25 protein-coding genes are annotated in these 23,874 nt (G+C 67.8%); 17 read left to right on the top strand and 8 right to left on the bottom strand.

The window, feature by feature from the left end; all coding sequences use genetic code 11:
* Positions 1-3 precede the first annotated feature (3 nt).
* From B4M62_RS13940 to B4M62_RS13925, 4 genes are read left to right on the top strand one after another with little or no spacing between them, the layout of a single operon-like run.
* Positions 4-333, top strand: coding sequence for a hypothetical protein (locus tag B4M62_RS13940; RefSeq protein ID WP_290714111.1), 330 nt, complete (start codon positions 4-6; stop codon positions 331-333).
* A gap of 31 nt (positions 334-364) precedes the next feature.
* A complete protein-coding gene (locus B4M62_RS13935; protein WP_290714109.1) occupies positions 365-727 on the top strand; it encodes a YbaB/EbfC family nucleoid-associated protein in 363 nt (120 codons plus the stop codon).
* A 27-nt stretch (positions 728-754) separates the two neighbouring features.
* Complete coding sequence (gene recR / locus B4M62_RS13930; protein WP_290714107.1) at positions 755-1,366, top strand: recombination mediator RecR; 612 nt, start codon at positions 755-757, stop codon at positions 1,364-1,366.
* Positions 1,366-1,899 (top strand): uridine kinase family protein, encoded by a 534-nt coding sequence (locus tag B4M62_RS13925; RefSeq protein ID WP_290714105.1) that lies wholly within the window; start codon positions 1,366-1,368, stop codon positions 1,897-1,899. The genes recR and B4M62_RS13925 overlap by 1 nt, the downstream gene beginning before the upstream one ends.
* Before the next feature lie 13 nt (positions 1,900-1,912).
* Here B4M62_RS13925 and B4M62_RS13920 read toward each other — a convergent pair whose 3' ends face one another.
* Together B4M62_RS13920 and B4M62_RS13915 are read right to left on the bottom strand one after the other, a co-directional pair.
* Complete coding sequence (locus tag B4M62_RS13920) at positions 1,913-2,629, bottom strand: type 1 glutamine amidotransferase (RefSeq protein WP_290714103.1); 717 nt, start codon at positions 2,627-2,629, stop codon at positions 1,913-1,915.
* The gene (locus tag B4M62_RS13915) at positions 2,626-3,879 is read right to left on the bottom strand and encodes a MurT ligase domain-containing protein (protein ID WP_290714101.1); all 1,254 of its coding nucleotides are present in this window, start codon (positions 3,877-3,879) and stop codon (positions 2,626-2,628) included. The genes B4M62_RS13920 and B4M62_RS13915 overlap by 4 nt, the downstream gene beginning before the upstream one ends.
* Before the next feature lie 64 nt (positions 3,880-3,943).
* Between B4M62_RS13915 and B4M62_RS13910 the strand changes: the two genes are divergently transcribed.
* Together B4M62_RS13910 and B4M62_RS13905 are read left to right on the top strand one after the other, a co-directional pair.
* Positions 3,944-5,002 (top strand): alpha/beta hydrolase, encoded by a 1,059-nt coding sequence (locus B4M62_RS13910; RefSeq protein ID WP_290714099.1) that lies wholly within the window; start codon positions 3,944-3,946, stop codon positions 5,000-5,002.
* 73 nt (positions 5,003-5,075) lie between these two features.
* Entirely contained in the window at positions 5,076-6,620 is a 1,545-nt protein-coding gene (locus tag B4M62_RS13905; RefSeq protein WP_290714097.1) for a sugar porter family MFS transporter, read from the top strand.
* 31 nt (positions 6,621-6,651) lie between these two features.
* Here the strand turns inward: B4M62_RS13905 and leuA are convergent, their stop codons facing one another.
* Complete coding sequence (leuA, locus tag B4M62_RS13900) at positions 6,652-8,499, bottom strand: 2-isopropylmalate synthase (protein WP_290714095.1); 1,848 nt, start codon at positions 8,497-8,499, stop codon at positions 6,652-6,654.
* Between the two features lie 273 nt (positions 8,500-8,772).
* Here leuA and B4M62_RS13895 point away from each other — a divergent pair, with 273 nt between their 5' ends.
* Together B4M62_RS13895 and B4M62_RS13890 are read left to right on the top strand one after the other, a co-directional pair.
* On the top strand, positions 8,773-9,207 hold the full coding sequence (locus B4M62_RS13895) for a hemophore-related protein (RefSeq protein WP_290714093.1): 435 nt from the start codon (positions 8,773-8,775) through the stop codon (positions 9,205-9,207).
* A 191-nt stretch (positions 9,208-9,398) separates the two neighbouring features.
* A complete protein-coding gene (locus B4M62_RS13890; RefSeq protein WP_290714090.1) occupies positions 9,399-9,842 on the top strand; it encodes a hypothetical protein in 444 nt (147 codons plus the stop codon).
* Positions 9,843-9,875: 33 nt separating this feature from the next.
* On the opposite strand, the gene B4M62_RS13885 is transcribed toward B4M62_RS13890, so the two are convergent.
* Together B4M62_RS13885 and B4M62_RS13880 are read right to left on the bottom strand one after the other, a co-directional pair.
* Positions 9,876-11,342, bottom strand: a complete 1,467-nt coding sequence (locus tag B4M62_RS13885; protein ID WP_290714088.1) for an MFS transporter — start codon at positions 11,340-11,342, stop codon at positions 9,876-9,878.
* 52 nt (positions 11,343-11,394) lie between these two features.
* Complete coding sequence (locus B4M62_RS13880; RefSeq protein WP_290714086.1) at positions 11,395-12,663, bottom strand: hypothetical protein; 1,269 nt, start codon at positions 12,661-12,663, stop codon at positions 11,395-11,397.
* 100 nt (positions 12,664-12,763) lie between these two features.
* Between B4M62_RS13880 and B4M62_RS13875 the strand changes: the two genes are divergently transcribed.
* The 5 genes from B4M62_RS13875 to B4M62_RS13855 all read left to right on the top strand — a co-directional run bounded on the left by B4M62_RS13875 (position 12,764) and on the right by B4M62_RS13855 (position 18,199).
* The gene (locus tag B4M62_RS13875; protein ID WP_290714083.1) at positions 12,764-14,029 is read left to right on the top strand and encodes an aspartate kinase; all 1,266 of its coding nucleotides are present in this window, start codon (positions 12,764-12,766) and stop codon (positions 14,027-14,029) included.
* 2 nt (positions 14,030-14,031) lie between these two features.
* A complete protein-coding gene (locus tag B4M62_RS13870) occupies positions 14,032-15,057 on the top strand; it encodes an aspartate-semialdehyde dehydrogenase (protein WP_290714081.1) in 1,026 nt (341 codons plus the stop codon).
* Between the two features lie 109 nt (positions 15,058-15,166).
* Complete coding sequence (locus tag B4M62_RS13865; protein ID WP_290714079.1) at positions 15,167-15,340, top strand: hypothetical protein; 174 nt, start codon at positions 15,167-15,169, stop codon at positions 15,338-15,340.
* Positions 15,341-15,492: 152 nt separating this feature from the next.
* Positions 15,493-16,749 (top strand): lipase family protein, encoded by a 1,257-nt coding sequence (locus B4M62_RS13860; RefSeq protein ID WP_414651852.1) that lies wholly within the window; start codon positions 15,493-15,495, stop codon positions 16,747-16,749.
* A 16-nt stretch (positions 16,750-16,765) separates the two neighbouring features.
* Positions 16,766-18,199, top strand: coding sequence for a hypothetical protein (locus B4M62_RS13855; RefSeq protein WP_290714075.1), 1,434 nt, complete (start codon positions 16,766-16,768; stop codon positions 18,197-18,199).
* A gap of 11 nt (positions 18,200-18,210) precedes the next feature.
* Here B4M62_RS13855 and B4M62_RS13850 read toward each other — a convergent pair whose 3' ends face one another.
* From B4M62_RS13850 to B4M62_RS13840, 3 genes are all read right to left on the bottom strand, one after another.
* Positions 18,211-19,428 carry a Dyp-type peroxidase gene (locus B4M62_RS13850; RefSeq protein ID WP_414651851.1) on the bottom strand — a complete coding sequence of 406 codons (1,218 nt, stop codon included), beginning with the start codon at positions 19,426-19,428 and terminating at the stop codon, positions 18,211-18,213.
* Positions 19,409-19,909, bottom strand: a complete 501-nt coding sequence (locus B4M62_RS13845; RefSeq protein WP_290714071.1) for a copper chaperone PCu(A)C — start codon at positions 19,907-19,909, stop codon at positions 19,409-19,411. The genes B4M62_RS13850 and B4M62_RS13845 overlap by 20 nt, the downstream gene beginning before the upstream one ends.
* An 87-nt stretch (positions 19,910-19,996) precedes the next feature.
* On the bottom strand, positions 19,997-20,512 hold the full coding sequence (locus tag B4M62_RS13840) for a hypothetical protein (RefSeq protein ID WP_290714069.1): 516 nt from the start codon (positions 20,510-20,512) through the stop codon (positions 19,997-19,999).
* A 59-nt stretch (positions 20,513-20,571) separates the two neighbouring features.
* On the opposite strand from B4M62_RS13840, the gene B4M62_RS13835 reads away from it, so the two are divergent.
* From B4M62_RS13835 to B4M62_RS13820, 4 genes are all read left to right on the top strand, one after another.
* Positions 20,572-21,267: a hypothetical protein gene (locus B4M62_RS13835; protein WP_290714067.1), complete on the top strand. Its 696-nt coding sequence runs from the start codon at positions 20,572-20,574 to the stop codon at positions 21,265-21,267.
* A 53-nt stretch (positions 21,268-21,320) separates the two neighbouring features.
* On the top strand, positions 21,321-21,752 hold the full coding sequence (locus B4M62_RS13830; RefSeq protein WP_290714065.1) for an organic hydroperoxide resistance protein: 432 nt from the start codon (positions 21,321-21,323) through the stop codon (positions 21,750-21,752).
* A 56-nt stretch (positions 21,753-21,808) separates the two neighbouring features.
* A complete protein-coding gene (locus B4M62_RS13825) occupies positions 21,809-22,282 on the top strand; it encodes a hypothetical protein (protein ID WP_290714063.1) in 474 nt (157 codons plus the stop codon).
* A gap of 89 nt (positions 22,283-22,371) precedes the next feature.
* A complete protein-coding gene (locus B4M62_RS13820; RefSeq protein WP_414651854.1) occupies positions 22,372-23,784 on the top strand; it encodes a hypothetical protein in 1,413 nt (470 codons plus the stop codon).
* The last annotated feature ends 90 nt before the right edge of the window (positions 23,785-23,874 follow it).

Raw genomic sequence — 23,874 nt, 5'->3', positions numbered from 1 at the left:
GACGTGACCATCCACGGTTCGTATGAGCGCCACCCCGACCTCGGCTGTGAGGCGATCGTCTTTCTCGACGACGAGTCTGGCTCGTGCTTTCAGATCCAACGCGACCTCGTCGGCGGCCCGCGCGCCGACGAGTATTGCGTGAGTACGGGGGCGAGTGCGTCGGTGTACGGCGCGGTGAAGCAGTGGCGGCGGATCGAGAACCGGTTTGAGTTCGAGGTCGGCGCGCGGGCGGCCCGGTTGTTCGGCGGGCAGGATGTGCTTTCCTTCGAGGTGTCCCCGACCGGCGTGACGCTCGACGAACTCGCTGCGCACCTGGACCGACTCCTGCGCTGAGATCTGGTCGCCGGCGACTACCCTGAAGTGCGTGACTGATACCCCAGATTTCGGCGGCCTCCTCGGCGGCGGCGACCCGAACGCGCTTTCCGGACTGTTGGCCCAGGCTCAGCAGATGCAGGAGCAGTTGATGAGCGCGCAGAACGAGATCGCGCAGACCGAGTTGTCCGGCTCGGCGGGCAACGGCCTGGTAACGGTGACCGGCACCGGTGCGGGCGGCGTCACCGCCGTGCACATCGACCCGAAGGTCGTCGACGCGACTGACATCGACACCCTGCAGGATCTCCTCATCGGCGCCCTGGCCGACCTCGACGCCAAGCGCGATGCGCTGGCGGCGGAGAAGATGGGCCCTATTTCGGGTGGGCTGGGCGGTGGACTGCCCGGGCTCGGCTGATCCGGCCGGCCGAACGGAGCGACACCCATGTACGAAGGGCCGATCCAGGATCTGATCGACGAGCTGGCCAAGCAGCCCGGGCTCGGGCCCAAAGGTGCGCAGCGGATCGCCTTCAGCCTGCTGGCGGGGGAGAAATCGGATATTGACCGACTGGTAGCGGCCCTGCAACGGGTCCGTGATGACGTGACGTTCTGCAGCGAGTGTGGCAACGTTTCGGCGAACCCGCGCTGCCGGATCTGTTCGGATGCCCGTCGCGACGCGACGAAGATCTGCGTCGTCGAAGAACCGAAGGATGTCAACGCGATTGAGCGGACGAAGGAATTCGCCGGTCGCTACCACGTGTTGGGCGGTGCGCTGGATCCGCTGTCGGGTATTGGTCCCGATCAGCTCCGCATTCGAGAGTTGTTGCGCCGGTTGGGCAACCAGGAGGACGGGATTGACGTCACCGAAGTGATCGTCGCAACGGACCCGAACACCGAGGGTGAGGCGACCGCGACCTACCTCCTGCGGATGCTTAAAGACTTCCCCGGGCTGGCAGTCACCCGGCTCGCGTCTGGCCTGCCCATGGGCGGTGATCTCGAATTCGCCGACGAGCTGACGTTGGGCCGTGCGCTGTCGGGGCGCCGCGCGCTGGCCTAGTGTCCGCGCCCTTCCCCTCGCTGCCGACGACGGGCATCATCGCGGTCGACGGCCCGTCGGGGTCGGGTAAATCGACCTTCGCGGCGGCGCTGGTCGCCCAACTCGGGCATCGGGCGGTCCTGGTCGGCACCGATGAGTTCGCCACCTGGGACAACCCGGTGGCCTGGTGGCCGGAGTTCGTCGCGGGTGTGCTGGCCCCCTTCGAGGTCGGCGAGGATCTGCGCTACCGGCCGCGGAGCTGGCGCGGAGACGAAGCGGTACGCGGGCCGGAGGTCGTCCGCGAGTGGCGGCCGGTCCTCGTCGTCGAGGGCGTGTCATCGGCCCGGCGGGCGGTGGCTTCGCAGCTGAGCCGTGCGTGGTGGATCGACTGGGGGTCGCCGCGTCAGCGCCTGGCCGCGGCCGTCGCGCGCGAGGGCGAGCAGTCACGAGCACACCTCGCCGCGTGGCAGCGGTTTGAAGACGGCTGGTTCGCCGTCGATCGCACGCGTCAGCGCTGCGTGGTCGTCGACATCGGCCGAGATCGCCGGGAGTAGTGGACGACGCCGGTCAACGTCCGGCGGCGAGCCGTTCGCGACGGAGCTGATCGACCTCGGGCAGGTTCAGGGGGGCCAGGACGTCGGTGCCGAGCGCCTGCTTGAGCAGATAGTCGGCGAGCTCGGGGTTGCGGGCAAGTGCTGGACCGTGCATATAAGTGCCGATCACCGAACCCTGGACGGCACCTTCGAGACCGCCGCCGGCGACATTGCCGTCACCATGGCGGACCGTGCCGAGCGGACGGGCGTCCGGGCCCAGCGTCGTACCACCACGATGGTTCTCAAACCCGGACAGCGGTTGGGTCAGCCCGGCGATCCGCGGCTGCGTGATGAGTTCGCCGATACTGCGCCGGGCCTGCGGGGCGGTGGTGAGGTCGAGCAACGAGATTCCCTCGACCCGCTCGCCCGAACTCGTCTCGTACCAGTGTCCGAGTACCTGGATCGCCGCACAGATCGCGAGCACCGGCCGGCCGGCCGCGGCGGCGCGCTGCAGCCCCGGGTAGCGCGTGAGATGGCGCGTCGCGAGGCGTTGGGCGTAGTCCTCGGCGCCGCCCAGGACATAGATATCGAGGCTCTCGGGCACCGGGTCGTCGAGCGTGATCTCGGTGATTGCCGCGTTGATGCCACGCATTCGGGCGCGCTGACGCAGGATCAGCGCGTTGCCGCCGTCCCCGTAGGTGCCCATCACGTCGGGCAGGACCAGACCGACGTGCAGTGTCGACTCGCTCATTTGGCCGCCCGTTCCAGCGCTGTTCCCAGGTCGCGGAATGCGGTGTAGTTCGCCAGCACCTCGACGCGCCCCGGTGGGCAGGCGGCGATCGCGCGCAGCGGATCGGGGATCGTTGTGTGTTCGACGCCCGCATATAGGAGGCGGACCCCCAGATCGGCGCTGCGCTCACCGGCGGCGATCACCTGCATCGACTCGAAGGCCTCGAACCGCACATCCCACAACCAGGAGAGATCCTCCCCGTCGGGAACCTGCCCGTTGACGGCGATCACCAGACCGGGGGCGTCCTGGTCGATCATCGACAGCGCCTCCTGCCAGCCCGCCGGGTTCTTCGCCAGCAACATGCGCACGGTGTGGTCGCCGTGAGTCGTGACGCCGTAGCGGCCGGCAATCTCCCCGACCGTCCCGACGGCTTGTGTGGCGAGCGCCGGGTCGGCGCCCATCGCGACGGCGGCGGCCACCGCCTGGGTCGCATTGCCCCGGTTGGCGCGGCCCGGCACCGCCGGATTCAGTGGCGCGGTAAATCCGTCGGGGCCGTAGACGTTCTCGTCGTCGAACCACCAATCCGGGGCCGGGCGGCGGAAGGAGTTGTCACCGGTGGAGCGCCAATCGCCATCGGCGGACCGGATGATCGGCTCGCCGGTGCGTGGACAGCTCACCGAGTCGCCCACCCAGCCCGCGCCCGCCGCCACCCAGACGACGTTGGGGGCGTCGAAGGCGGCAGAGGTGACCAGCACGTCGTCGCAGTTGGCGATGACGGTCAGCCGGGGATGTTCGGCGATGCCCGCGCGCAGGCGGCGTTCGATGATGTTGATCTCCCCGACCCGGTCGAGTTGGTCGCGGGAAAGATTGAGCAGCACCAGCACTTCGGGATTCAGGGCGGCGGCGACATGCGGCACGTGCAGCTCGTCGACTTCCAGGACGGCCAGCGGTTTGCCCCGGGTCAAAGACAGGGTGGCGATGATGCCGGCATCCATGTTGGCGCCGTCGGCCTGGGTGGCGACGGGCGCGACGCCGGCGAGTGCCGCCGCCAGCATGCGGGTCGTCGTCGACTTCCCGTTGGTACCGGTGACCAGCGCGGTTCGCCGCCCCAGGCCCAGGCGCGACATGATCGACGGGTCGACCTTTGCGGCGACGAGGCCGCCGATCATCGACCCCTTACCGCGCCCGGCCGTCCGCGACGCCCATCGGGCAGAAGCGGCGGCGACAAGCGCCAAACGGGTTCGGGCGGGCAGGCCCGGGTCGCGCGACATGGAATCGAGTTTCGCACATCGGTCTGCCAACGCCGCGTGCCGACCTGGGTAGGGTCTGCAGAGTATGAGTGAATCCACGAAGGTATCGCTGCCGCTGGCCGTCCGCGTGCAACGGTTGATCCTGCAGGGATTGGGACAGATGCCCGCTCCGATGCGCGGTGTCCTCGCCCGGATGGTGCCGGCGAACTCGGCCGGTGAGCGGCTTGATCCGTTCCTGGCGGCGGCGGCCTTGGCGGCGAGCCGGATTCCCGCCCTCAATATGCACCACGAGGATCCCAACGTGGCGCGCCGCAAGCTGGAAGTGGCGTCGGCGATGATGGCGCCGTCGTTCCCGCCGTTCGCTATCGACGAGGATCTGGTCATCGACGGCCCTGACGGGCCGATCCACGCGACCCGGTACCGCGCCGGTGCGACCTCGCGCGGGATCGTGGTCTTCCTCCACGGCGGTGGATGGACGATCGGTAGCCGCGCCAGCCACGACGCGACGGCGCGCGCACTGGCGGTCGACGCGGGTGTCGACGTGCTGAACGTGGACTATCGGCTGGCGCCGGAGAACCCGTTCCCGGCCGCTGCCGCCGACGCGCTGGCGGCCTGGCGCTATGCCGTCGAGCAGGCGCGGCGGTGGGGGCTCGATCCGCACAAGATCGGGGTCGCGGGCGACAGTGCCGGTGGGAATCTCGCGGCGGTCGTGGCCCAGCAGACGAGGGGCGAGGATGTGGTGCCCGCGCACCAGCTGCTCATCTACCCGGCCGTCGATCTGGCCGGCGAGACCGCATCGATGCGGGAGTTCGCGACGGGGCGCTTCCTGACCCGCGACCACATGAACTGGTTCATCGGCAACTACCTGCCCGATCGGGCGGACCGGGAGACACCGCTCGCATCGCCGCTGCTCGCCGACGACTTTGCCGGTCTTCCGCCGGCGCATATCGTCGTCGCAGGGTTTGATCCGCTGCGTGACGAGGGCTTGGCGTACGCGGCGCGGCTCAGCGCCGCCGGGGTGCCGGTCACGGTGGACCGGGCGGGTTCGATGATCCACGGCTTCTTCAACATGACCATGCTGTCGCCTGATGCGCGGGAGTCGGCGAAGCGTGCCGCCGACGAGGTTGCCGTCGCGCTGAACTGAATGCTCGTTTCGTGCCGGGACTCCTCGTTATCCGCTTAGGGTTGGCTACGACGCGGCGAGGAGGGGGACGGCTATGACGGAGAGCGGGCCAACTCCGGCAGCGGAGTCGACTTTCGACGGTGGCAGCGAGGGCGGCTCGACGCGCGGCGTGGTCCGCATCGCCTCGGTGGCGGCGCTGGGCGGTCTGCTGTTCGGCTATGAGACCGCGGTCATCAACGGTGCGACGAAGGCCATCGAACAAGACTTCGCAGTCAATTCCGGGGTCCTGGGCTTCGCTGTTGCCTCGTCGCTGCTGGGTGCCGCTGCCGGTGCGCTCACCGCGGGTCGCATCGCCGACCGGATCGGGCGGCTGTTGGTCATGAAGATTGCGGCCGTGCTGTTCTTTGCCAGTGCCATCGGATGTGCCTTCGCCCCGGAGTCATGGGGCAATGGCGGACTGGCGGTATTCGTGGTCTTTCGCATGATCGGCGGTCTCGCGGTGGGGATTGCGTCGGTGATTGCCCCCGCCTACATCGCCGAGACCTCGCCGGCCCGGTTGCGCGGCCGGCTCGGCTCGTTGCAGCAGTTGGCCATCGTCATCGGCATCTTCCTGTCCTTCTTGATCAACATGGCGCTGCGCAACCTGGCTGACGACGGCGCAAACAGCCCCCTCTGGTTCGGGATCGACGCGTGGCGCTGGATGTTCTTGATGATGACGGTCCCCGCTGTCCTCTACGGCACGCTGGCCAATACGATTCCGGAGTCGCCGCGCTACCTGATCAGCCGTCACCGGGTGCTCGAGGCGCGCACGGTGCTCGAGAAGCTGCTCGGCGAGCGTGACCTGGACATCACGATCACCCGGATCCGGGCGAGTATGGACGACGAGAAGAGGTCGTCGTGGAAGGACTTGATCCGGCCCAGGGGCGGCCTCTATCCGATCGTGTGGATCGGCCTAGGACTCTCGGTCTTCCAGCAGCTCGTCGGCATCAATGTGGTCTTCTACTACTCGAATGTCCTGTGGGAGGCGGTCGGTTTCGGTGAAGGCCAGGCCTTCCTGACGTCGACGATCACCTCCGTGATCAACATTGCGACGACGCTGGTTGCGATCGCGTTGATCGACCGCGTCGGGCGCCGCCCATTGCTATTGGTCGGGTCGATCGGGATGACGGTGACGCTGGCGACGGTCGCGGTTTGCTTCAGCCGGCTCACCGACAACCTCGACGGAGCCGGACAGCCGATCCTCAACGATGCGGGCGAGATCACCAAGACCCTCCCCGGCGCGTGGGGAATCATCGCACTGCTCGCGGCCAACGGGTTCGTCGTGTTCTTCGGGATGAGTTGGGGTCCGGTGATGTGGGTCCTACTGGGTGAGATTTTCCCCAACCGCTTCCGTGCGGCGGCGTTGTCGCTGGCGGCAGCAGGCCAGTGGGCGGCCAACTGGACGGTCACCATGACCTTCCCGGCGATCAAGGACTTCAGCCTGGTCTTCGGCTACTTCATGTACGCGGCCTTCGCCTTCCTGTCCTTCCTCTTCGTCGTCAGGTTCGTGCCGGAGACGAAGGGCAAGACACTCGAGGAGATGGACGCGCTCACCGGAACCGCCGACGAGCAGGCGCCGCCGGTGCAGGTCGGCGACTGACGCGACTATCGCCAGCCGGTGGGCCCGGGCTCTACGGCGCCCAGGTGCGCGCGGCCTGTTCGCCGAGTTCGGGGGCCACCGGGCGGTGCGCGCGGTTGACCGCGGACACGACGGCGCGCAGGCTCGCGGTGGTGATCGACGGTGCGATGCCGACGCCCCAGATGGTCTCGCCGTTGATCTCGGCCTCCACATAGGCGGCCGCACTCGCGTCGTCGCCGGTGGTCAGGGAATGCTCGGAGTAGTCGAGGACGCGCACATCGAACCCGACGGTTGAGAGCGCATCGACGAATGCGGCGAGCGGGCCGTTGCCGCGCCCTTCGATCTCCTTCTCCACCCCGTCGACCTTCACGACGGCGGTCACCGCATCCTCGCCACCATCGGTGTCGGAGGCGTTGACGTGCTGGCGCATCCGCTCCAGCGGGTGGATCGGGCTGAGGTACTCCTGTGCGAAGACGTCCCACATCTCCTTGGGCGACACCTCGCCGCCCTCGCCGTCGGTCAACTTCTGGATCTCGCGGCTGAACTCGATCTGCAGGCGCCGGGGCAGGTTCATGCCGTGGTCGGCCTTCATGATGTAGGCAACCCCGCCCTTGCCGGACTGGCTGTTGACGCGGATGACCGCCTCGTAGGTGCGTCCGACGTCCATCGGGTCGATGGGCAGGTAGGGGACCTGCCACAGGATGTCCTCGACGTCGGAGTCGGCCGCATCGGCGTCGATCTTCATCTGGTCGAGGCCCTTGTTGATTGCATCCTGATGGCTGCCGGAGAACGCGGTGTAGACGAGATCGCCTCCGTACGGGTGCCGTTCGGGGACGTTCAGCTGGTTGCAGTACTCCACCGTGCGGCGGATCTCGTCGATGTCGGAGAAGGAAATCTGCGGGTCGATGCCGCGGGAGAACAAGTTCATGCCCAGGGTCACCAGGCAGACGTTCCCGGTGCGCTCGCCGTTGCCGAACAGGCAGCCCTCGATGCGGTCGGCGCCGGCGAGGTAGCCGAGCTCGGCGGCCGCGACGGCTTCACCGCGATCGTTGTGCGGATGCAGGCTGAGCAGAATCGAGTCGCGACGCTCCAGATTGCGGCTCATCCACTCGATGGAATCGGCGTAAACGTTGGGCGTTGCCATCTCGACGGTGGCCGGCAGGTTGATGATCAGCGGGTTCTCCGGCGTCGGCGCAATGATCTCACTGACCGCGTCGCACACGTGCTTGGCATAGCTCAGCTCGGTGCCGGTGTAGGACTCCGGCGAGTATTCGTAGCGCCACTGCGTGTCCGGGTACTTCGCCTGCTCCTCGAGGACCTTGTGCGCGGCGTGGGTCGCGATCGCGGTGATCTCGTCCTTGTCGGCGCGGAACACGACGCGTCGTTGCAGTACCGACGTCGAGTTATAGAAGTGCACGATGACGCGGGGCGCTCCCTGGCAGGCCACGAAGGTCCGCTCGATGAGCTCGTCGCGGCACTGCGTCAGCACCTGGATGGTGACGTCGTCGGGGATGACGTCATCCTCGATGATCTCGCGGACGAAATCGAAGTCGGTCTGGCTCGCGGAGGGGAAGCCGACCTCGATCTCCTTGAAGCCCATGCGGACCAGCAGGTCGAACATGCGGCGCTTGCGGGCCGGGCTCATCGGGTCGATCAGCGCCTGATTCCCATCGCGCAGGTCCACCGCGCACCACAGCGGCGCGCGGGACGCGACCCGGTCCGGCCAGGTGCGGTCGGGCAGTGAAATCTTTTCGACCTCGCCGGCGAAGGATCGGTAGCGGTGGGCCGGCATCGCAGATCCGCGCTGCGGATTCCAGGCGGGCTGCCCGTCAGCCTTGGGGCCGGACGGTTCGATGATCCGCGTGCCCTGACGGGCGACGAAAGAATCTGAAGTAGTCATGAGGGTCAATCTCCAAAATGTTGGTGGAAGATGACCGGCGCGCAAACTGGCCCGCGGCGGAGGGCCGGTCGGTTCAGACCCCGCCGCGGCAACCGAGGAGAAGTGCACGCTGCATAGCCGAGAGACTACCCGGTCGGGGGTGGCTGGGCAATAATCAGGACTCTCTGCCCCTGCCCTCAGCAAACCGTCAGCTTCGGTGACGAAGGTTGATGAAGTCAGTCCCGCTCGTCCCGTGCATTGCGATGACGAGAATCCCCGAAAGGAAAGACAACCATGAGTGCTCTGCGTCAAAAAGTCGCCACCGTCATCGTCGGCGTCGGCGCTGCGTCGTTGCTGGCCACCGGAGTGGCCAACGCCGCACCGGCTCCCGCAGCCAAACCCGTCCCCCAGTCGACGATGGTCCCGCAGACCAGCTGCAACCTCGGCCAGGTCGAGAAGGCGCTCGCCAAGGAAGATCCGGCCACCTGGAAGAAGATCAACGCCACGCCGGAACGTCGTGCGCACTTCGAGCAGATGGTCGTGCTCACCAAGGAGCAGCGCAAGACCAAGATGGACCAGTGGAAGCGCGATCATCCGGCCGAGGCCAACGTGTTCAAGTTCTTCAAGGACAACAACATCTCGCTGCGCTCGCCGCAGGAGAAGGCGCAGATGAAGGCCAATCGCAAGGCCACGATGGAGCGCGTGAAGGCCACCTGCTCGCAGTTCTGATCAATTGTTCGACGCTCGATGATGGTGCTGTTCGGGGCTTCCGGGGCGGCACCATCGTCGTTGCGAGGTGCGGACCCGGGTACTCTTTTGCTGGCCAAGGGAGAAGTCGTCAGGGTGGCCGGGCCACCGGCCGCGAGCCCGGTTCGTCGCGCGGTGCGCGCGGCGGGCATCGTCGAAGGGGAGAACCACACATGAGTGCGTTGCGTCGTACCGTTGCCACCGCGATCGCGGGCGCCGGAGCCGTCTGGATATTGCCGGCCGGGGTTGGCCACGCCGCGCCGATGCCGGTACACGGTCCGGCGGCGAAGCCGATTCCGGCGACGACTCCGGTTCCCGGGACGGCCTGCACTTATGGACAGACGGAGAAGGCGCTGGCCGGCAACGATCCCCAGGTGTGGGCGAAGATCACCGAGGACGCCCACTACCGCGGGCACTTTCAGGAGGGCATCATGCTCACCGCGAAACAGCGCAAGGCCAAGGACGACGAGTGGCGCAAAGCCCACCCCGCCGAAACGGTCGGCCTCGAAGCGGCAGAGGCGGTCGGTGTGTTCGGCACTCCGGGGGAGGCCGCCAAGGGTCGTGCCCGGTTCGGCGCGGCGCTGGACAAGGCCCGGGCGACCTGCGCAAGTTTCTGACCGGCGACAGGCCGGCTCAGCTGACAGGCCGGCTCAGTCGGCGGCGCTGCGCTGTTCTTCGCGGGGCAGCACCGCCGCTGTAATCGCGGCCATGACGAGCAGGATGACCGCGGCGGTACCCAGGGCCGTGTGCATGCCGGTCAGGAAAGCGGACTTCGCGGCATCGACGAGGCGCCCATCGCCGCCCGCTGCGGTGATCGCGTCGGTCAGCGTTCCACGAAACGCCGGGCCGGTGGGGTCGAGCGTACGCGCGAAGACGATGGCGGCCAGCGAGCCCAGGAGGGCCAGCCCCAGTGCTTGGCCCAGTTCGAAGCTGGTCTCGGAGATGCCCGTCGCCTCGCCGGCGCGCTCGGGCGGAACCGAACTGACGGCCACGTCGGATACGAGGCTGAATGCGGTGCCGTAACCGACACCAGCGATCGCGGACCCGACGAGGAAGGCCCACAGACCGTCGTGCACGCCGGTTCCTTGCAGTGTGAGCATTCCGGCCGCACACACCAGCAGTGCGGCGATGAACGCGCGACGGAGGCCGACTCGCGCGACGATCGTTGCCGACCCGAGCGAGAACACGCAGACCGTGGCCGCCATGGGAATCCCCAGGACCGCGGCACCCAGCGGATCCCGATCGGTGACCGACTGCAGGTATTCATTGACCAGATAGGTTGTCGCGGCCAGCGACATCATCGCCGCCAGCGTGGTGCAGATCGCCACGGCGAAGCGCGGGTTGCGCAGCAGGTGCAGGTCGACCAGTGGATGCTCGGCGCGCGAGCAGTGCGCGATGAACCAGGCGAGTAGCGCGACGCCCGCGACCCCGATGACGATCGTCGTCGCATCGATCCCGGCCAGCGCTACGTGCTTGATCGTGTAAACCACGCCAAGAATGCCGGCCACCGACAGCAACACGCCCAACAGGTCGAAAGGGGCGGAATCGATGTCGCGCGAGTCGGCGGGCAGCAAGGAGGCGGCGAACCACAGGGCTAGCACCACCGGCGCATTGATCAGGAACACCGAGCCCCACCAATAGTGGTGCAGGAGCAGGCCGCCCACGATCGGGCCGACTGCCGCACCGCCGGCGAACGCGGCCGTCCACACCCCGATCGCCCGGGAGCGCTCCCGGCTGTCGGGGAACATCGTCGAGATGATCGCCAGGCTCGACGGCAGCAGCGTTGCCCCACCGAAGCCCATCAGTGCCCGTGCGGCGATCAGCATCCCCGGAGACCCGGCAAACGCGGCCAGGAGTGATCCGGCGCCAAAGATCGTCGCACCGATCAACAAGAGTCGCCGGCGGCCGATGCGGTCACCGAGGCTGCCCATGGTGATCAGCAGTCCTGCGATCACGAAGCTGTAGGAGTCGAGAATCCATAGGGCGGCGGTGGGCGAGGGATCAAGATGCCGGGACAACTGCGGCATCGCCAGGAACAGCACGGACACGTCCATGGAGACCAGGAGGACGGGTAGCAGAAGTACGCCCAGTCCCCACCATCGTCGGTTGGTGCTCACATCGCGTGACTGTAGACGGTCGTCGCCGGACCGCCGACTGTGCCCACCGCGGCTACATCGCGTGCGGATAGACGGTCAGCATGTGGGCGCCGAACCACGAACTGACGGCCACCACGCCGGCGAGCACGGCGTTGCGCACCGCCGGGCGCTGGCGGGCGAGCAGGTTCGCGATCGGGACGAGCAGCACGAAGGCGGGAAGGAGGAGGCGGGCCCGGCTCATCATCAGCCCGCTCGATGCCAAGATCGTCACCGTGACGAGGGTGCCGTACGCGACGATCGGCCACGGTGTGCGGGCAACGATGTTGATGCCGATCAGCGCGAGGGTTGCGAGAATGACCAGTGCGGTGGCGACCGGCGCGACCTCGGCGGAACTGGTGAGGGTTTGGTTTACGAACCGAAAAGTTTCTCTGCCCCAATCGAATTCGGTGCCCCACCCTGCGGTCTGGATGTCGAACCAGCCCAGTGGCGAGCCGGTGCGTCGCCAGACGAAACCCAGATAGCCGAGGTACCCGAGCGGGGCGATGAGAATCGCGGCCCACGCACGCCAGGTGCCCCGTTCCGGGCGCCGGCCTTCGGGCTTGCGGTGGAGTATGCCGGCGGCGGCGACGAATGCGGCCACCACGACCACGGCGATGAGCACGACACCGGTGGGCCGGATCAGCCCCGCAGCCATTGCGGCGAGCCCCGCAAGCAGCCAGCGCTTCTCCAGGACTCCTACCAGCGACCAGGCGACTGTCGCGCAGAACAGGGCTTCGGTATAGGCCATCGATAGCACGACTCCCATCGGTGCGGCCGCAAACAGCACCAGCAGCACCAGTCCCGCAGTCCGCGCCCGCGCATCGTCGACGTCACACCCCATCATCGCGCGTGCGCACCAACGCCCGATCCGTGCCGTCGCGACCGCCGCCAGGGCGCCGGTCGCGACGGTGACGAGGATCGCGGCCCCATAGGTGTTGAGGCCGGGTAGCTTGGCGATCGCCGCAACCAGATAGGGGTAACCGGGAAAGAATGCCAATGCGGTGTCGGGGGTGTGGACGCCATACGCATCGGTGTGCGTCGCCGGGACCGCGCCGTACCCGTATTGCGCGATCGCCAACATCCATTTTCCGTCCCACAGCTGCAGCGCGGCCGGTAGTGACGTGCCCCGTAGATCTGCGAATCGGGCCAGCACCGCGACACCGACGAGGCGGACCGCCCAAAAAGCCAGGATCGGCACGGCCCAATCATCGACGAGGTCGCGCGGTGCGGGGCGCCGCCGCGCGCGCCGCTCGTCCTCGTCCTCGTCGAGGTCTAGGGCGTCGTCGGGTGCAGAGGTGGGCACGTCGGCGATCGTATCGGCAAGGTGGGTGTGCGGGGCGTCCACCATCGCCCCGGTAGACTTGGCCGTCGGCAACATCCCAGGTGAAGAGAGGCAACTTCCGGTGGCGCTCGTAGTGCAAAAGTATGGTGGATCGTCGGTCGCAACGGCCGAGCGCATCCGCCGGGTCGCCGAGCGCATCGTGGAGACGCGAAAGCGCGGCGACGACGTCGTCGTGGTCGTGTCGGCGATGGGCGACACCACCGACGAGCTGCTGGATCTGGCCCAGCAGGTCAACCCGGCACCCCCGCCGCGCGAGATGGACATGTTGCTCACCTCGGGCGAGCGAATCTCCAATGCGCTGGTCGCCATGGCGATTGCTTCGCTGGGCGCCCGGGCACAGTCGTTCACCGGGTCGCAGGCGGGCGTGATCACGACGAGCAGCCACGGCAAGGCGAAGATCATCGACGTGACCCCGGGTCGCGTGCGTGCTGCGCTCGATGAGGGAAAGGTTGTCCTTGTCGCGGGCTTCCAAGGCGTCGCCCAGGACACCAAGGACGTCACCACCCTTGGCCGCGGCGGTTCGGACACGACAGCCGTCGCACTCGCTGCGGCGCTGGGCGCCGATGTCTGCGAGATCTACACCGACGTCGACGGCGTTTACACCGCAGACCCGCGCATCGTGCCCAACGCCCGCCGCCTCGACACCGTTTCCTTCGAGGAGATGCTCGAGTTGGCGGCCACCGGGGCGAAGGTGCTCATGCTGCGCTGTGTGGAATACGCGCGGCGCTACAACGTTCCCGTTCATGTGCGCTCGTCGTACTCGAACAAGCCCGGCACAATGGTGACCGGATCGATGGAGGACATTCCCGTGGAAGAAGCGATTCTCACCGGCGTTGCGCACGACCGCAGCGAGGCCAAGGTCACCGTCGTGGGCCTTGACGACACGCCCGGGTCGGCCGGAATGGTGTTCCGCGCGGTCGCCGACGCCGAGATCGATATCGACATGGTGCTGCAAAACATTTCCAAGGTGGAGACCGGGAAGACCGACATCACCTTCACTTTGCCGCGCGAGCTGGGCCCGGTAGCCGTGGAGAAGCTGAACGGGCTGCGCGAGGAGATCGGGTTTTCCGAGGTGCTCTACGACGACCACATCGGCAAGGTGTCGCTCGTCGGTGCCGGTATGCGGTCGCATCCCGGTGTCACGGCCACGTTCTGCGAGGCCCTGGCGACGGCGGGGATCAACATCGAGCTGATCTCCACGTCGGAGATCCGGATCTCGGTGCTGTGCCGTGATACCGATCTTGACGAGGCGGTGCGCGTCCTGCACGATGCATTCGACCTCGGCACCGACGAGGAAGCCGTCGTCTACGCGGGAACAGGGCGGTAGCGATGGGTGCCAGGATCGGTGTGGTCGGCGCGACCGGGCAGGTCGGCGCTGTCATGCGGACACTCCTCGCGCAGCGCGGGTTTCCGGCCGACGAGGTGCGCTTCTTCGCGTCGCCGCGCTCGGCGGGCAAGAAGCTGCCGTGGGCCGGCGGCGAGATAGTCATCGAGGATTCGGCCACCGCCGACCCGAGCGGGTTGGATATCGCACTGTTCTCCGCGGGCGCGACGATGTCGCGCGAGCAGGCGCCGCGGTTCGCCGCGGCCGGTGTCACCGTCATCGACAACTCGTCGGCGTGGCGCAAGGATCCCGACGTCCCGCTGGTGGTCGCCGAGGTCAACGGGGAGCTCGCGAAGAATCCGCCCAAGGGCATCATCGCGAACCCGAACTGCACGACGATGGCCGCAATGCCGGTGCTCAAGCCGTTGCACGAGGCGGCGGGGCTGCGCCGGTTGATCATTTCGTCCTACCAGGCGGTATCCGGCAGCGGGCTGGCCGGCGTCGACGAACTGGCGTCGCAGATTCGCGCGACCGCGGGGGATGCGGAGCAACTCGTGCATGACGGTTCAGCGTTGCTGTTCCCGGCGCCGGTGAAGTATGTCGCGCCGATTGCGTTCAACGTCATCCCGCTGGCCGGGTCGATCGTCGACGACGGGTCTGAGGAGACCGACGAGGATCAGAAGCTGCGTAACGAGTCGCGCAAGATCTTGGGCCTGCCCGACCTCTTGGTCAGTGGTACCTGCGTGCGCGTGCCGGTCTTCACCGGGCACTCGCTGTCGATCAATGCCGAATTCGACCGGCCGCTGAGCCCCGTGCAGGCCCGCGCGATCCTCGGCGCCGCTGCCGGCGTTGAACTGGTTGACGTGCCGACGCCGCTCGCTGCGGCCGGCAAGGACGTCTCGCTGGTGGGCCGGATCCGGACTGACCCGGGAGTCCCCGGCGGCAAAGGTCTGGCCTTGTTCGTCTCCGGCGACAATCTGCGCAAGGGCGCGGCGCTCAACACCATTCAGATCGCCGAACTCCTGGTCTAGCGGCCCATCTGCGTCGCGGTTTCGGCAGTGCCGCGCCGATTGGTGTCGCGTTGCCGAAACGGTGTGGGTTCACGGGCTTCTCAGGCGCTGGGCCATTAGGCTCACAACCATGAGCGACGACGAGCAGTGGTACTACGAGATCTCGACCGGCACCGTGACCCGGGGCAAGCACGGCAGTGTCATGGACCGGATGGGGCCTTATCCCGACGAGGCGACAGCGCAGCGCGCCTTGGAGATCGCCCGGGAGCGTAACGACGCGGCGGATACGGCCGATGAGGATTGAGCTGCGGCAATTCGGGAAAGAGTAAGTCCGGCGACGGGTGATCCCGCGCTGATAACGCGCGGACCCCGCGCATCGTTGCAGTCTGGCAACAGCGGGTTGCGAAAGCGCTACGACACTGGAAGCCGCCGCGCACCACAGTTTACTTTGGCCTCATGCGTCACTGTTGTGTCGGGTTTCGGCGTCGCCCTTTCCGTATGGCGGTGCCGATCATCGCTGCGCTGGTCGCCGTCGGTGGAGTGATCGGCGGTGCGCCGCGCGCTGACGCGGCGGACTTCTACACGCCGCCGGACAAGGTGGGGCCGGCCGCGGCGCAGCCGGGCGTCCTCGTCCGCACGCAATCGATGCCCCTGATGCTGCCCGGGCGGGCGACGCGCATCATGTACATGACGAGCTACACCGATAAGGATCCGGTGGCCGCGACCGGAACCGTCGTCGAACCGCTGGGCGCGTGGACCAGGGGCGGGCCGCGTCCCACCGTGGTCATCGGGCCGGGCACCGTCGGTCAGGGCGACCAGTGCGCGCCATCGAAGCTGATGGGTACGCCCGCCGCTTTCGATCCGAGCAAGGGTAGCCTGGCATTGAACTTCGTCATCCCCGAAATGCTTCTTCTGCTCAACAACGGCGTGCGCGTGGCGGTGCCCGACTACGTCGGCATGGGTACCCCCGGCGTCGCCACCTACCTCAACCGTGCGGAGCAGGGGTACGCGATGATCGACGCGGCGCGGGCGGCCCTCAAACTCGCCGATGCGCCCGGCACTGCGCCGGTCGGGTTCTCCGGGTACGGGCAGGGTGGGGGCGCGGCCGCCGCAGCCGCAGAGATCGCACCTGACTACGCACCCGAACTCGACGTCCGGGCGGTGCACGCGGGCGCTCCGCTCGTCGATGTCATCGCCGCGATCAACCAGGTCGACGGGACGCACGACGCGGGCACGATCGGCTACCTGATCAACGGTCTGAATGTGCGCTACCCCAACGCGCGCGCAGCCTTCCACCGCGACCTGAACGCGGCCGGCACGACTATGCTGGCCGCCGTGGCCAACCAGTGCATCACCGACACCGGCTTCGCCTACGGCGCACGGCGGAGCAACCTGTGGACGCAGAGCGGCGAATCGCTGGGCCAGCTCATCGCGCGCACCCCCGAATTGCAGAAGACCCTTGCGGCCCAGCGAGTCGGCAACGGCCGACCCAAGGCGCCGGTCCTCATCGAAGCGGCACCCGCCGACGACCTCGTGCCCTACAGTGCCGCCCGACGCCTCTACGACGAGTGGCGCGGAAAGGGGGTGGCGGTGTCGCTGCTGAACGACGGCACGCCGCCCCTGCTGCCCGGTACCGGAATCACCCATGCGGTGGCCAAGGTGCCCAACCTGATCCCGGCGACGAGCTATCTGATGTCGGCGTTCGCAGACTGATCGAACAACTGGCACCATGCGGATCTTATTGGCGGCCGGTGCGGTCGCACTTCTCGGTGCGAGCGGTCTGCTAGCACCGAGCACCGACGCCGCTGCCGCGCCCCAGCCGAATTCCCCGGCGGCGATCGGAGTTGATGTCGGGCCGGCCGGTACCTCACTGATGCACGGCGACTTGGCGTCGACCGACTCGACGCCGTATCGGGGCCCCGGTCGCCGGGCACGACTGGCCGCATCGACGGTGCCGGGTGGGGCGTGTGCGACGACCTTCCTCGGCTGGGACGGCATCCCACTGTCACTGTGCACCCAGTTCGTCGGCCCTGGCGGTGTCGCGGTCCCGACGGTGACACTGCTCCACCCGCGCACCGCGGCGGTGCTGGCCCGACTGCCGCTGAGCAAGGGCGGGGTACTCGGCGGTGTCTACGGATACCTCGACGCGGCGGGTCGAGTCGTCGTTGCCGACGGTTCGGGAGCCATCGTGCGCGTGGGCCACCGTGGCGGGATTCGGGCGCCGCGACTCTTCGTCGACCAGCGGATCTCGCTCGCGGGCCACCTGGCAGCCGGCGACGCCATCACCGGGCTCGCCCCAGACTTTGCAGGCCGTATCTGGTTCGTCAGCACCAACGGGGTCGTCGGCACAGTGTCGACGGTGCAGGGGAAGCCCCGCATCGCGTCGATGCGACTGCCGCGCGGCGAGCAACTCGGCAACGGGTTGTCGGTGCGGCCCACGGGGGTATCAGTATTGACCACCCATGCGCTGTACGAAATGGTCGCCGGGCCCGATGGTCGGCCGTACCCGCGTTGGCGTCGGGCCTACGATCGTGGGTCGGCCCGCAAACCGGGGCAGCTGACCTGGGGATCGGGCACCACGCCGACCTACTTCGGGCCGGACGGAGACCGATGGGTGGCCATCGTTGACAACGCCGACCGGGTCCCGCACCTGCTGGTCTACCGCAGCGACGACGGCGGCTTGATCTGCCGGATGCCTGCCTTCGGACGCAGCGGCCCGGGCACAGAGAACTCGATCCTTGCCCTTGGCAATGCCCTCGTCATCCCGAGCACCTATGGCTACCAATACCCGCCACAGGCACAAACCGGCCCGGCCCGGCCGCCGTCGGCGGTGTTCTCCGGCGGCTCGACGCGGGTCGACGTCACTGCTGCGGGATGTCGTCGGGTATGGGAGAACAACGATCGAATCGCGACGCTGCCCCGGCTGGCGCGTGGCGACGGCCTGGTCTATGCGCTTGGATATGGACCGCTGGGGCCGGGGCCGCAACAGCTCGGTCCGGTATACCTCATCGGCTCGGACTTCCGCACCGGCCGCCGGGCGGTGACGGTTCCGGTGGGAGTGGCCCCGCTTGACGAGCCGTTGGAGCTGACCGGCACCATCGGGCCGGATGGGACGATGTGGCAGGCGACCGCCGGACGGATACTCCGCATCACTCGCGGCTGACCGGGCTCCTGCTACTCGAATAGCCCCTGGCCGAGGAACTGGCCGTCGTGTACCCCCGGCGGGATCGCGAAGACCGCCGAGCCGATCGGCCTCGTCCACGTGTTGAGCGCATCGGCCTGCGCCAGGCGGCGCTGCACCGGGAGGAACTGGGTATCGATGTCGCGCTGGTAGGTCACGAAGATCAGGCCGGCGTTCGTCGTCGTACCCGCTGGTGGTGGGTCGTCGTAGTTGTAGGCCTGCCGCAGAAATCGTTCGGCCGGCGTGCGGGCGTGGGCGCGCGCTATGTGCGAATTGGCCGGGATGATCGGGATGCCGTCGCGTGTGCGCGTGAAGTCCGGCACGTCGTGCTCGAGCGTCCCGGTCAGCGGGGCGCCACTGTCCTGACGGCGGCCCATCGTCAAGTCCCGCGCATCCGGGTCGAGCTCGTCCCAGGTGTCGAGCAGCATCGCGATCCGGCGCACCACCATGGTCGTGCCACCGGCGAACCACTGCTGGCCGCTGCCGTCGGCCCACACGACACCGTCGACGTCGGCCCCCGGGGTGGGGTTAACGGTGCCGTCGAGGTTGCCCATCAGATTCCTCATCGTCTGGCCCGGCGCGTGCGTGCCGACCGCATTCCGGAATCCGCGCTGGGTCCAGCGAATGGTGGCGAGTGTGCGGACATTCTTGAGCAGGACGCGCACCGCGTGCGCGGCCGTCACCGGATCATCACTGGCGACGCGGAGTAGCAGGTCACCGCCGGTCCAGCGCTCCTCGAGGCGGTCGATCTGGAAGTGCGGCAGTTGCCTCACCGATGGCGGGCGCCGCCCGGACTGTCCGACCCGGTCGAAGAAGGTGGGGCCGAATCCGACCGTCATCGTCAATCGCGCCGGGGCCTGGGCCAGTTCGGGTTCGGTATCGGCCAGTGCGGACGTACCGGCGGTCAGGCGCGCACCGTCGGTGGTCCATAGTTTGAGCAGTGCGACCGCCTCATCGGCCCCGGCGCCGGGCCGAAGGTCCAGGGCGATGTAGTGGGCGTGGGCTTGCGGCGGCGTGGTGATCCCGGCCTGGTGTGGGCCGAAGAAGGGGACCGTCGGTGCCGTTGCCTCCGACCGGGTTGCCGCGGTCGCCGCGGCGGCACCGATACCGGCCGCGCCGAGCACGGCGGCGCTCCCGGTGAGGAGACGCCGCCGGCTCAGCGACAGTCGAGCAGAGGGTGAATCGGGCACGTCAGTGGCCGTATTTTTCATTCGCCCCGGGGAAGTCGCGGGCCTGCGCGGTGAACTCGACGGTGGACTTGTCAGCCAGCACCAGCGTGACCTTCACTTCTTGGCCCGCGGTGATCGCGGCCGGGAGGTCGAACAGCATGATGTGGTCGCCGCCGGGCTTGAGGGTCAGCGAACCGCCCGCCGGAATGACCAGCCCGCCCGGCTTCTGTCGCATCTGCATCGCACCGTTGACCGGCACAACCTCATGGATCTCGGTGCGCCCGGCCGCCGGCGACGAGGCCGACACGATGTGCACGGGGGCGGAGCCCTTATTGGTCAGTGTCCCGAACGCCGCGGTCATCCCCGAGGGTGCGGCCTTGACCCACTGGTCGGTGACGGTCAGCGGGGCGGACTCCGAGGCCTTGTCGCCGCAGCCGGCGAGGAGGCCCGCGGTGGCGACGGCGGCGAACAATGCGGTGGCGACGCGACGTCGACGGCTCGGGCGGGTGGTGGTGATCGACATGACGAACTCGCTTTCAGTGGGGTGAAGGGTGTGGCAGCGAGCCGCTCCCATACAGGAGCGGCCGACTAGGGAGTCTACGGATTTGGACTAGCGGGCGAGAGCGACCGGGGGACCCCGGGTGGGCGCACGCGATCCGATGAGGAACTGGGGATGGTCGGCACTGTCGGACCAGATCCGTGGTGTGATTCGCTGTTCGGCAGGAGCGTGCGGCGACGTGCGGACCAGCCATCGCCGGACCGAGGAGGCGAGCAGCGCGACGAGGTGCTCGCCGAACCACAGACACACACCGACGACGACGGCGGCGACGGTATGGCTGGCCAGCATGGCGGTCGACCAAGGGGTGCCGTGGCCCGCCATCGCACCGAGGAGGAGGTGTCCGACGAGCTGGCCGACCCACAACGCAGCGATGAGCCCGGGAAGTCGCCCCGATGATCGGGCGACGACTGCCCCGATGGTCGCGCCGAATGCGGCCAGCACGATCAGGGTCCCCGACGAGGGCAGTTCGCCGCCGCCGAGGCTGTGGGCGGGCAGAGCGGCCCCAGCGCACAGTGTTCCCGCCGCCGCGCCGCGTACACGGCCGACAATCGGGATGGAGGCGTCCATGTGGCTAAGGATAGTCCGTCGTCATCCCTATGGACGCGGTCGGTGGCAGTATCGAAGGCATGACAGTTCCCCACGACGATGATCGCGATCCGATCCCCAGCCAAGCTGAGCTGGACGAGATGGATATGGCGGAACTGACCCGCACCTCGGCCGAGTCCCATGTCGCGTACCCGACCCGTGACGAGCCGGCCGGGCCGCCGCCGGCGGCCCTCGTTCGCGACGCGTGGGTGTGCTGGTGGATTGCGGCCGCTGCAGGCCTTGCCTCGGCGGTGTTTCTACTGATCAACCTGGGGTCGATCTCTGGTTCGCTGCAGGAGCGCCTCCGCACCGACATGGAACGGGCCATCGCCGAAGCCGCAGCCAAGGCGACCAAGGCGGCAAATCCCCCATCGATGCCGGCCGACGGATTCCACGGACTCGCACACCTGCTTCCGCCGGTCATGCTGATGGCGATCGTCGCGCTCCTCGTCGTGCAGTTCCTACTGCTGCGGGGGGTGTCGGTCCACCACAGTCGCAACAGCCGAAGCATCTTTCTGGCGGCGGTGCTGATCAATCTGGTCTGCATCCCCACTGGAATGGACCTACTGCGGTTCGCCGACAACGCACCGTCGATGGTGATCGTGGGCTGGATCCAGTTCGGTGCGCTGATGCTGGCGGCCCTGTGCACGCTGCGACCCGCAGTCGGCAGGTGGCTGCCGGCGCCGCGCGCGCTGCGCGCCGGCAAATTGCTGCGATCCGACGGTGGCAGAGCGTGATCGACACGCCGGTTCGCGGCAGATGGGCCCACTAAAAAATGGAGGAATGAAGAATGAGTGTTGAGGTTGCTTACCGCGTATCGTCGACCGCCACCGGCGGTGGCCGGGACGGCCACGTTGAGTCCGGGCCCGGGCGGGTCAAGCTGGATCTGCAGCCGCCAGTCGAGCTCGGCGGAAGCGGAAGGGGCGCGAACCCCGAAGAGCTGTTCTCGGCCGGATATGCGGCCTGTTTTCTGGGCGCGCTGCGCCTGGTCGCCAAGAATGCAGGCGTCGCCATTCCTGACGACGCGACGGTCACGGTGACCGCCGGGATCGGTAAAGATCTCGTGGACAACGGATTCGGGCTGGTCGCCGACATCGCCGTTTCGCTACCGGGAATGAACCAGGCGAAGGCTGATGAAATCGCCCAGGCCGCACACGGCTTCTGCCCGTATTCGAAGGCGACGAAAGGCAACATCGCGCATACCGTGACCGCCACGGTGTGAGCCGCATCTCGATCGGCCGCGGGCGGGTGAACCCGCCTGCGGTACCGTGATCACTCGTGAAGGAAGCAAATCTTTTCTCGGGTGGATTGCCGGTGCTGCTGGTGGCGGTGACGCTCGCCCTCGTGGCCTTCGTCGCGTACCGACGGCGTGAGTCCACCGCATTGGCCCGCGATGCGTCGCTATCGCGCGACCTGCGCGACGCCGCGGGCGACGACGCCGTTCGACTGGCGGCCGTTGAAGAGTTTGAAACCGCGATCTATCGCCGGTTGTTCTATGTGTCGGTGGTGGGTCCAAAGGTTCGGGCCGCAGCATTCTCACTGCTCGGCCTCGCCCTGTCCTTGGGGCTGGCGGTGACACTCGCACCGCTGGACGGCTTCACCGCGACCACGGCGAAGGTTATCGCCGCCGTCCTCGCCGCGGGATTTGGCATCGCTGCGCTCGGGTATGCGGCCTGGGCGGTCTACCACGCGGTCAGCACCCCCCGTGTTTCGTTCGACGAGTCGTACGCAGACGCCGACGGCGACGACTGACACCCCGGGAGTCTGATCGCGCTGTGTGGCCAACGTTGACTGATCGACGACACCTGCTGCTTGCGGGCGGTGTGTCGGGTGTCGTCGCGATGCTCGTCGCAGCGTGGGTGCTGGTTGGCGATTCGCCGGCGCGAGGGACGGATCTGGGGGACGTGCAGCAGCACTCGAGCGTGTTGGGCAATCCGAACGAACCGGACGCGATCATCACGAGTCGCGCGATGTTCCCGACGTCGCGGTCGGTGGTCCTGATTCGCGACGATGCGCCGCCCGAGGTGGTCGCGCGCAGTGCGGAAGCAGCGGTGAAGCGCCGTGTCCCACTCTTGGACGTGGGCCCGACATCGATCGACCCGGTTAAACGCGAACTGGCCCGCCTCGGTGCGGGCACCGCCGAAGCGGTCGACCCGGCCACGATCCCCGACGTCGGCATCGCGGTCGCAGGCCTAGCGGGGCGCGCCGGCCCGGCGTCGGCCGCCATCGCCGAACCAACGCTCGTCCTGATCTCCGGGGGCCCGGGAAGCGCCGCCGCCGTAGCGACCGCGTCCGCTGCCGGTGCGACCGGAATCGTCGTCAGCAGCAATGATCTGCGGGCCAGCGGCGACGCCATCGATTTCGTCAAGCGACACCCGGGTGCCCGGGTGATCGGCATCGGCGGGCAGTTCGGTACGCCGAAACTGCTCACCTCTCGCATCGATGCGGCGCGCACGCTACCGGAGCTGCCCGGTGGGGGCTACACGGTGTTCCCCGGTCGGCGGATGGTCGCGCTGTACGGATCGCCGGGTTCGCCGGCGCTGGGCCCATTGGGCCGGCAAAACCTTTCGCAGTCGATCGCCCGCGCTCAACGACTGGCGGCGAGCTATCAGCCGTTCAGCAAGGAGAAGGTGATCGGAGCGTTCGAGATTATCGTGACGGTGGCGTCGGCGTCGCCGGGCATCGGGAACAAGTACACCAACGTGATCGATCCCAGCGCGATCCTGCCGTGGGTGATCGAGGCGGGGAAGGCTGGCGTCTACGTCACACTGGACCTGCAGCCGGGTCGCTCGGACTTCCTCAGTCAGGCCAAGATCTACACCGAACTGCTCAAGTACCCGCATGTCGGGCTCGCCCTCGATTCAGAGTGGCGGCTCAAGCCCAATCAAGTGCATCTGACGCAGATCGGCTCCGTGGCGGCGGCGGAGGTCAACCAAGTCTCGGATTGGCTGGCCGCGCTCGTCCGCGACAACCACCTGCCGCAGAAGCTGTTTGTGCTGCACCAGTTTGACTCGGACATGCTGGCCAATCGCGACCAGATCAACACGAGCAATCCGGAATTGGCGGTGATGATCCACGCCGACGGGCATGGCACGCCACCGGTCAAGATGTCGACGTGGAATCGGCTTACCACCGGCTTGCAGCCCGGCATTCACATGGGTTGGAAGAACTTCTACACCGAAGACCAGCCGACGTTCTCGCCGCAGCAGACTATGGCGGTGCGCCCGGCGCCGTGGTTCGTGTCCTATCAGTGATCGCCGGTGAGAACCCGATTTCACCCGGGCGATCCGACGCGGTAAGCTGATCCAGGTTTGACACGGGGTATGGCGCAGCTTGGTAGCGCG

The organism is Gordonia sp. UBA5067, assembly GCF_002414845.1.
Taxonomy (GTDB): Bacteria; Actinomycetota; Actinomycetes; order Mycobacteriales; family Mycobacteriaceae; genus Gordonia; species Gordonia defluvii.
The sequence above is the reverse complement of the archived record's forward strand: the minus strand, read 5'-3'. Positions and strand labels throughout refer to the sequence as shown.

Bases quoted from the DNA above. Each gene is read 5' to 3' on its own strand.
- B4M62_RS13890 (WP_290714090.1), top strand. From the start codon at position 9,399: ATGAGTGCGTTGCGTCGTACCGTTGCCACCGCGATCGCGGGCGCCGGA.
- B4M62_RS13830 (WP_290714065.1), top strand. From the start codon at position 21,321: ATGAGTGTTGAGGTTGCTTACCGCGTATCGTCGACCGCCACCGGCGGT.
- B4M62_RS13850 (WP_414651851.1), bottom strand. From the start codon at position 19,428: ATGAAAAATACGGCCACTGACGTGCCCGATTCACCCTCTGCTCGACTG.
- recR (WP_290714107.1), top strand. From the start codon at position 755: ATGTACGAAGGGCCGATCCAGGATCTGATCGACGAGCTGGCCAAGCAG.
- B4M62_RS13820 (WP_414651854.1), top strand. From the start codon at position 22,372: ATGCTCGTCGCAGCGTGGGTGCTGGTTGGCGATTCGCCGGCGCGAGGG.
- B4M62_RS13920 (WP_290714103.1), bottom strand. From the start codon at position 2,629: ATGAGCGAGTCGACACTGCACGTCGGTCTGGTCCTGCCCGACGTGATG.
- B4M62_RS13840 (WP_290714069.1), bottom strand. From the start codon at position 20,512: ATGGACGCCTCCATCCCGATTGTCGGCCGTGTACGCGGCGCGGCGGCG.
- B4M62_RS13870 (WP_290714081.1), top strand. From the start codon at position 14,032: ATGGGTGCCAGGATCGGTGTGGTCGGCGCGACCGGGCAGGTCGGCGCT.
- B4M62_RS13910 (WP_290714099.1), top strand. From the start codon at position 3,944: ATGAGTGAATCCACGAAGGTATCGCTGCCGCTGGCCGTCCGCGTGCAA.
- B4M62_RS13860 (WP_414651852.1), top strand. From the start codon at position 15,493: ATGCGTCACTGTTGTGTCGGGTTTCGGCGTCGCCCTTTCCGTATGGCG.
- B4M62_RS13865 (WP_290714079.1), top strand. From the start codon at position 15,167: ATGAGCGACGACGAGCAGTGGTACTACGAGATCTCGACCGGCACCGTG.
- B4M62_RS13915 (WP_290714101.1), bottom strand. From the start codon at position 3,879: ATGTCGCGCGACCCGGGCCTGCCCGCCCGAACCCGTTTGGCGCTTGTC.
- B4M62_RS13855 (WP_290714075.1), top strand. From the start codon at position 16,766: ATGCGGATCTTATTGGCGGCCGGTGCGGTCGCACTTCTCGGTGCGAGC.
- B4M62_RS13835 (WP_290714067.1), top strand. From the start codon at position 20,572: ATGACAGTTCCCCACGACGATGATCGCGATCCGATCCCCAGCCAAGCT.
- B4M62_RS13895 (WP_290714093.1), top strand. From the start codon at position 8,773: ATGAGTGCTCTGCGTCAAAAAGTCGCCACCGTCATCGTCGGCGTCGGC.
- B4M62_RS13905 (WP_290714097.1), top strand. From the start codon at position 5,076: ATGACGGAGAGCGGGCCAACTCCGGCAGCGGAGTCGACTTTCGACGGT.
- leuA (WP_290714095.1), bottom strand. From the start codon at position 8,499: ATGACTACTTCAGATTCTTTCGTCGCCCGTCAGGGCACGCGGATCATC.
- B4M62_RS13845 (WP_290714071.1), bottom strand. From the start codon at position 19,909: ATGTCGATCACCACCACCCGCCCGAGCCGTCGACGTCGCGTCGCCACC.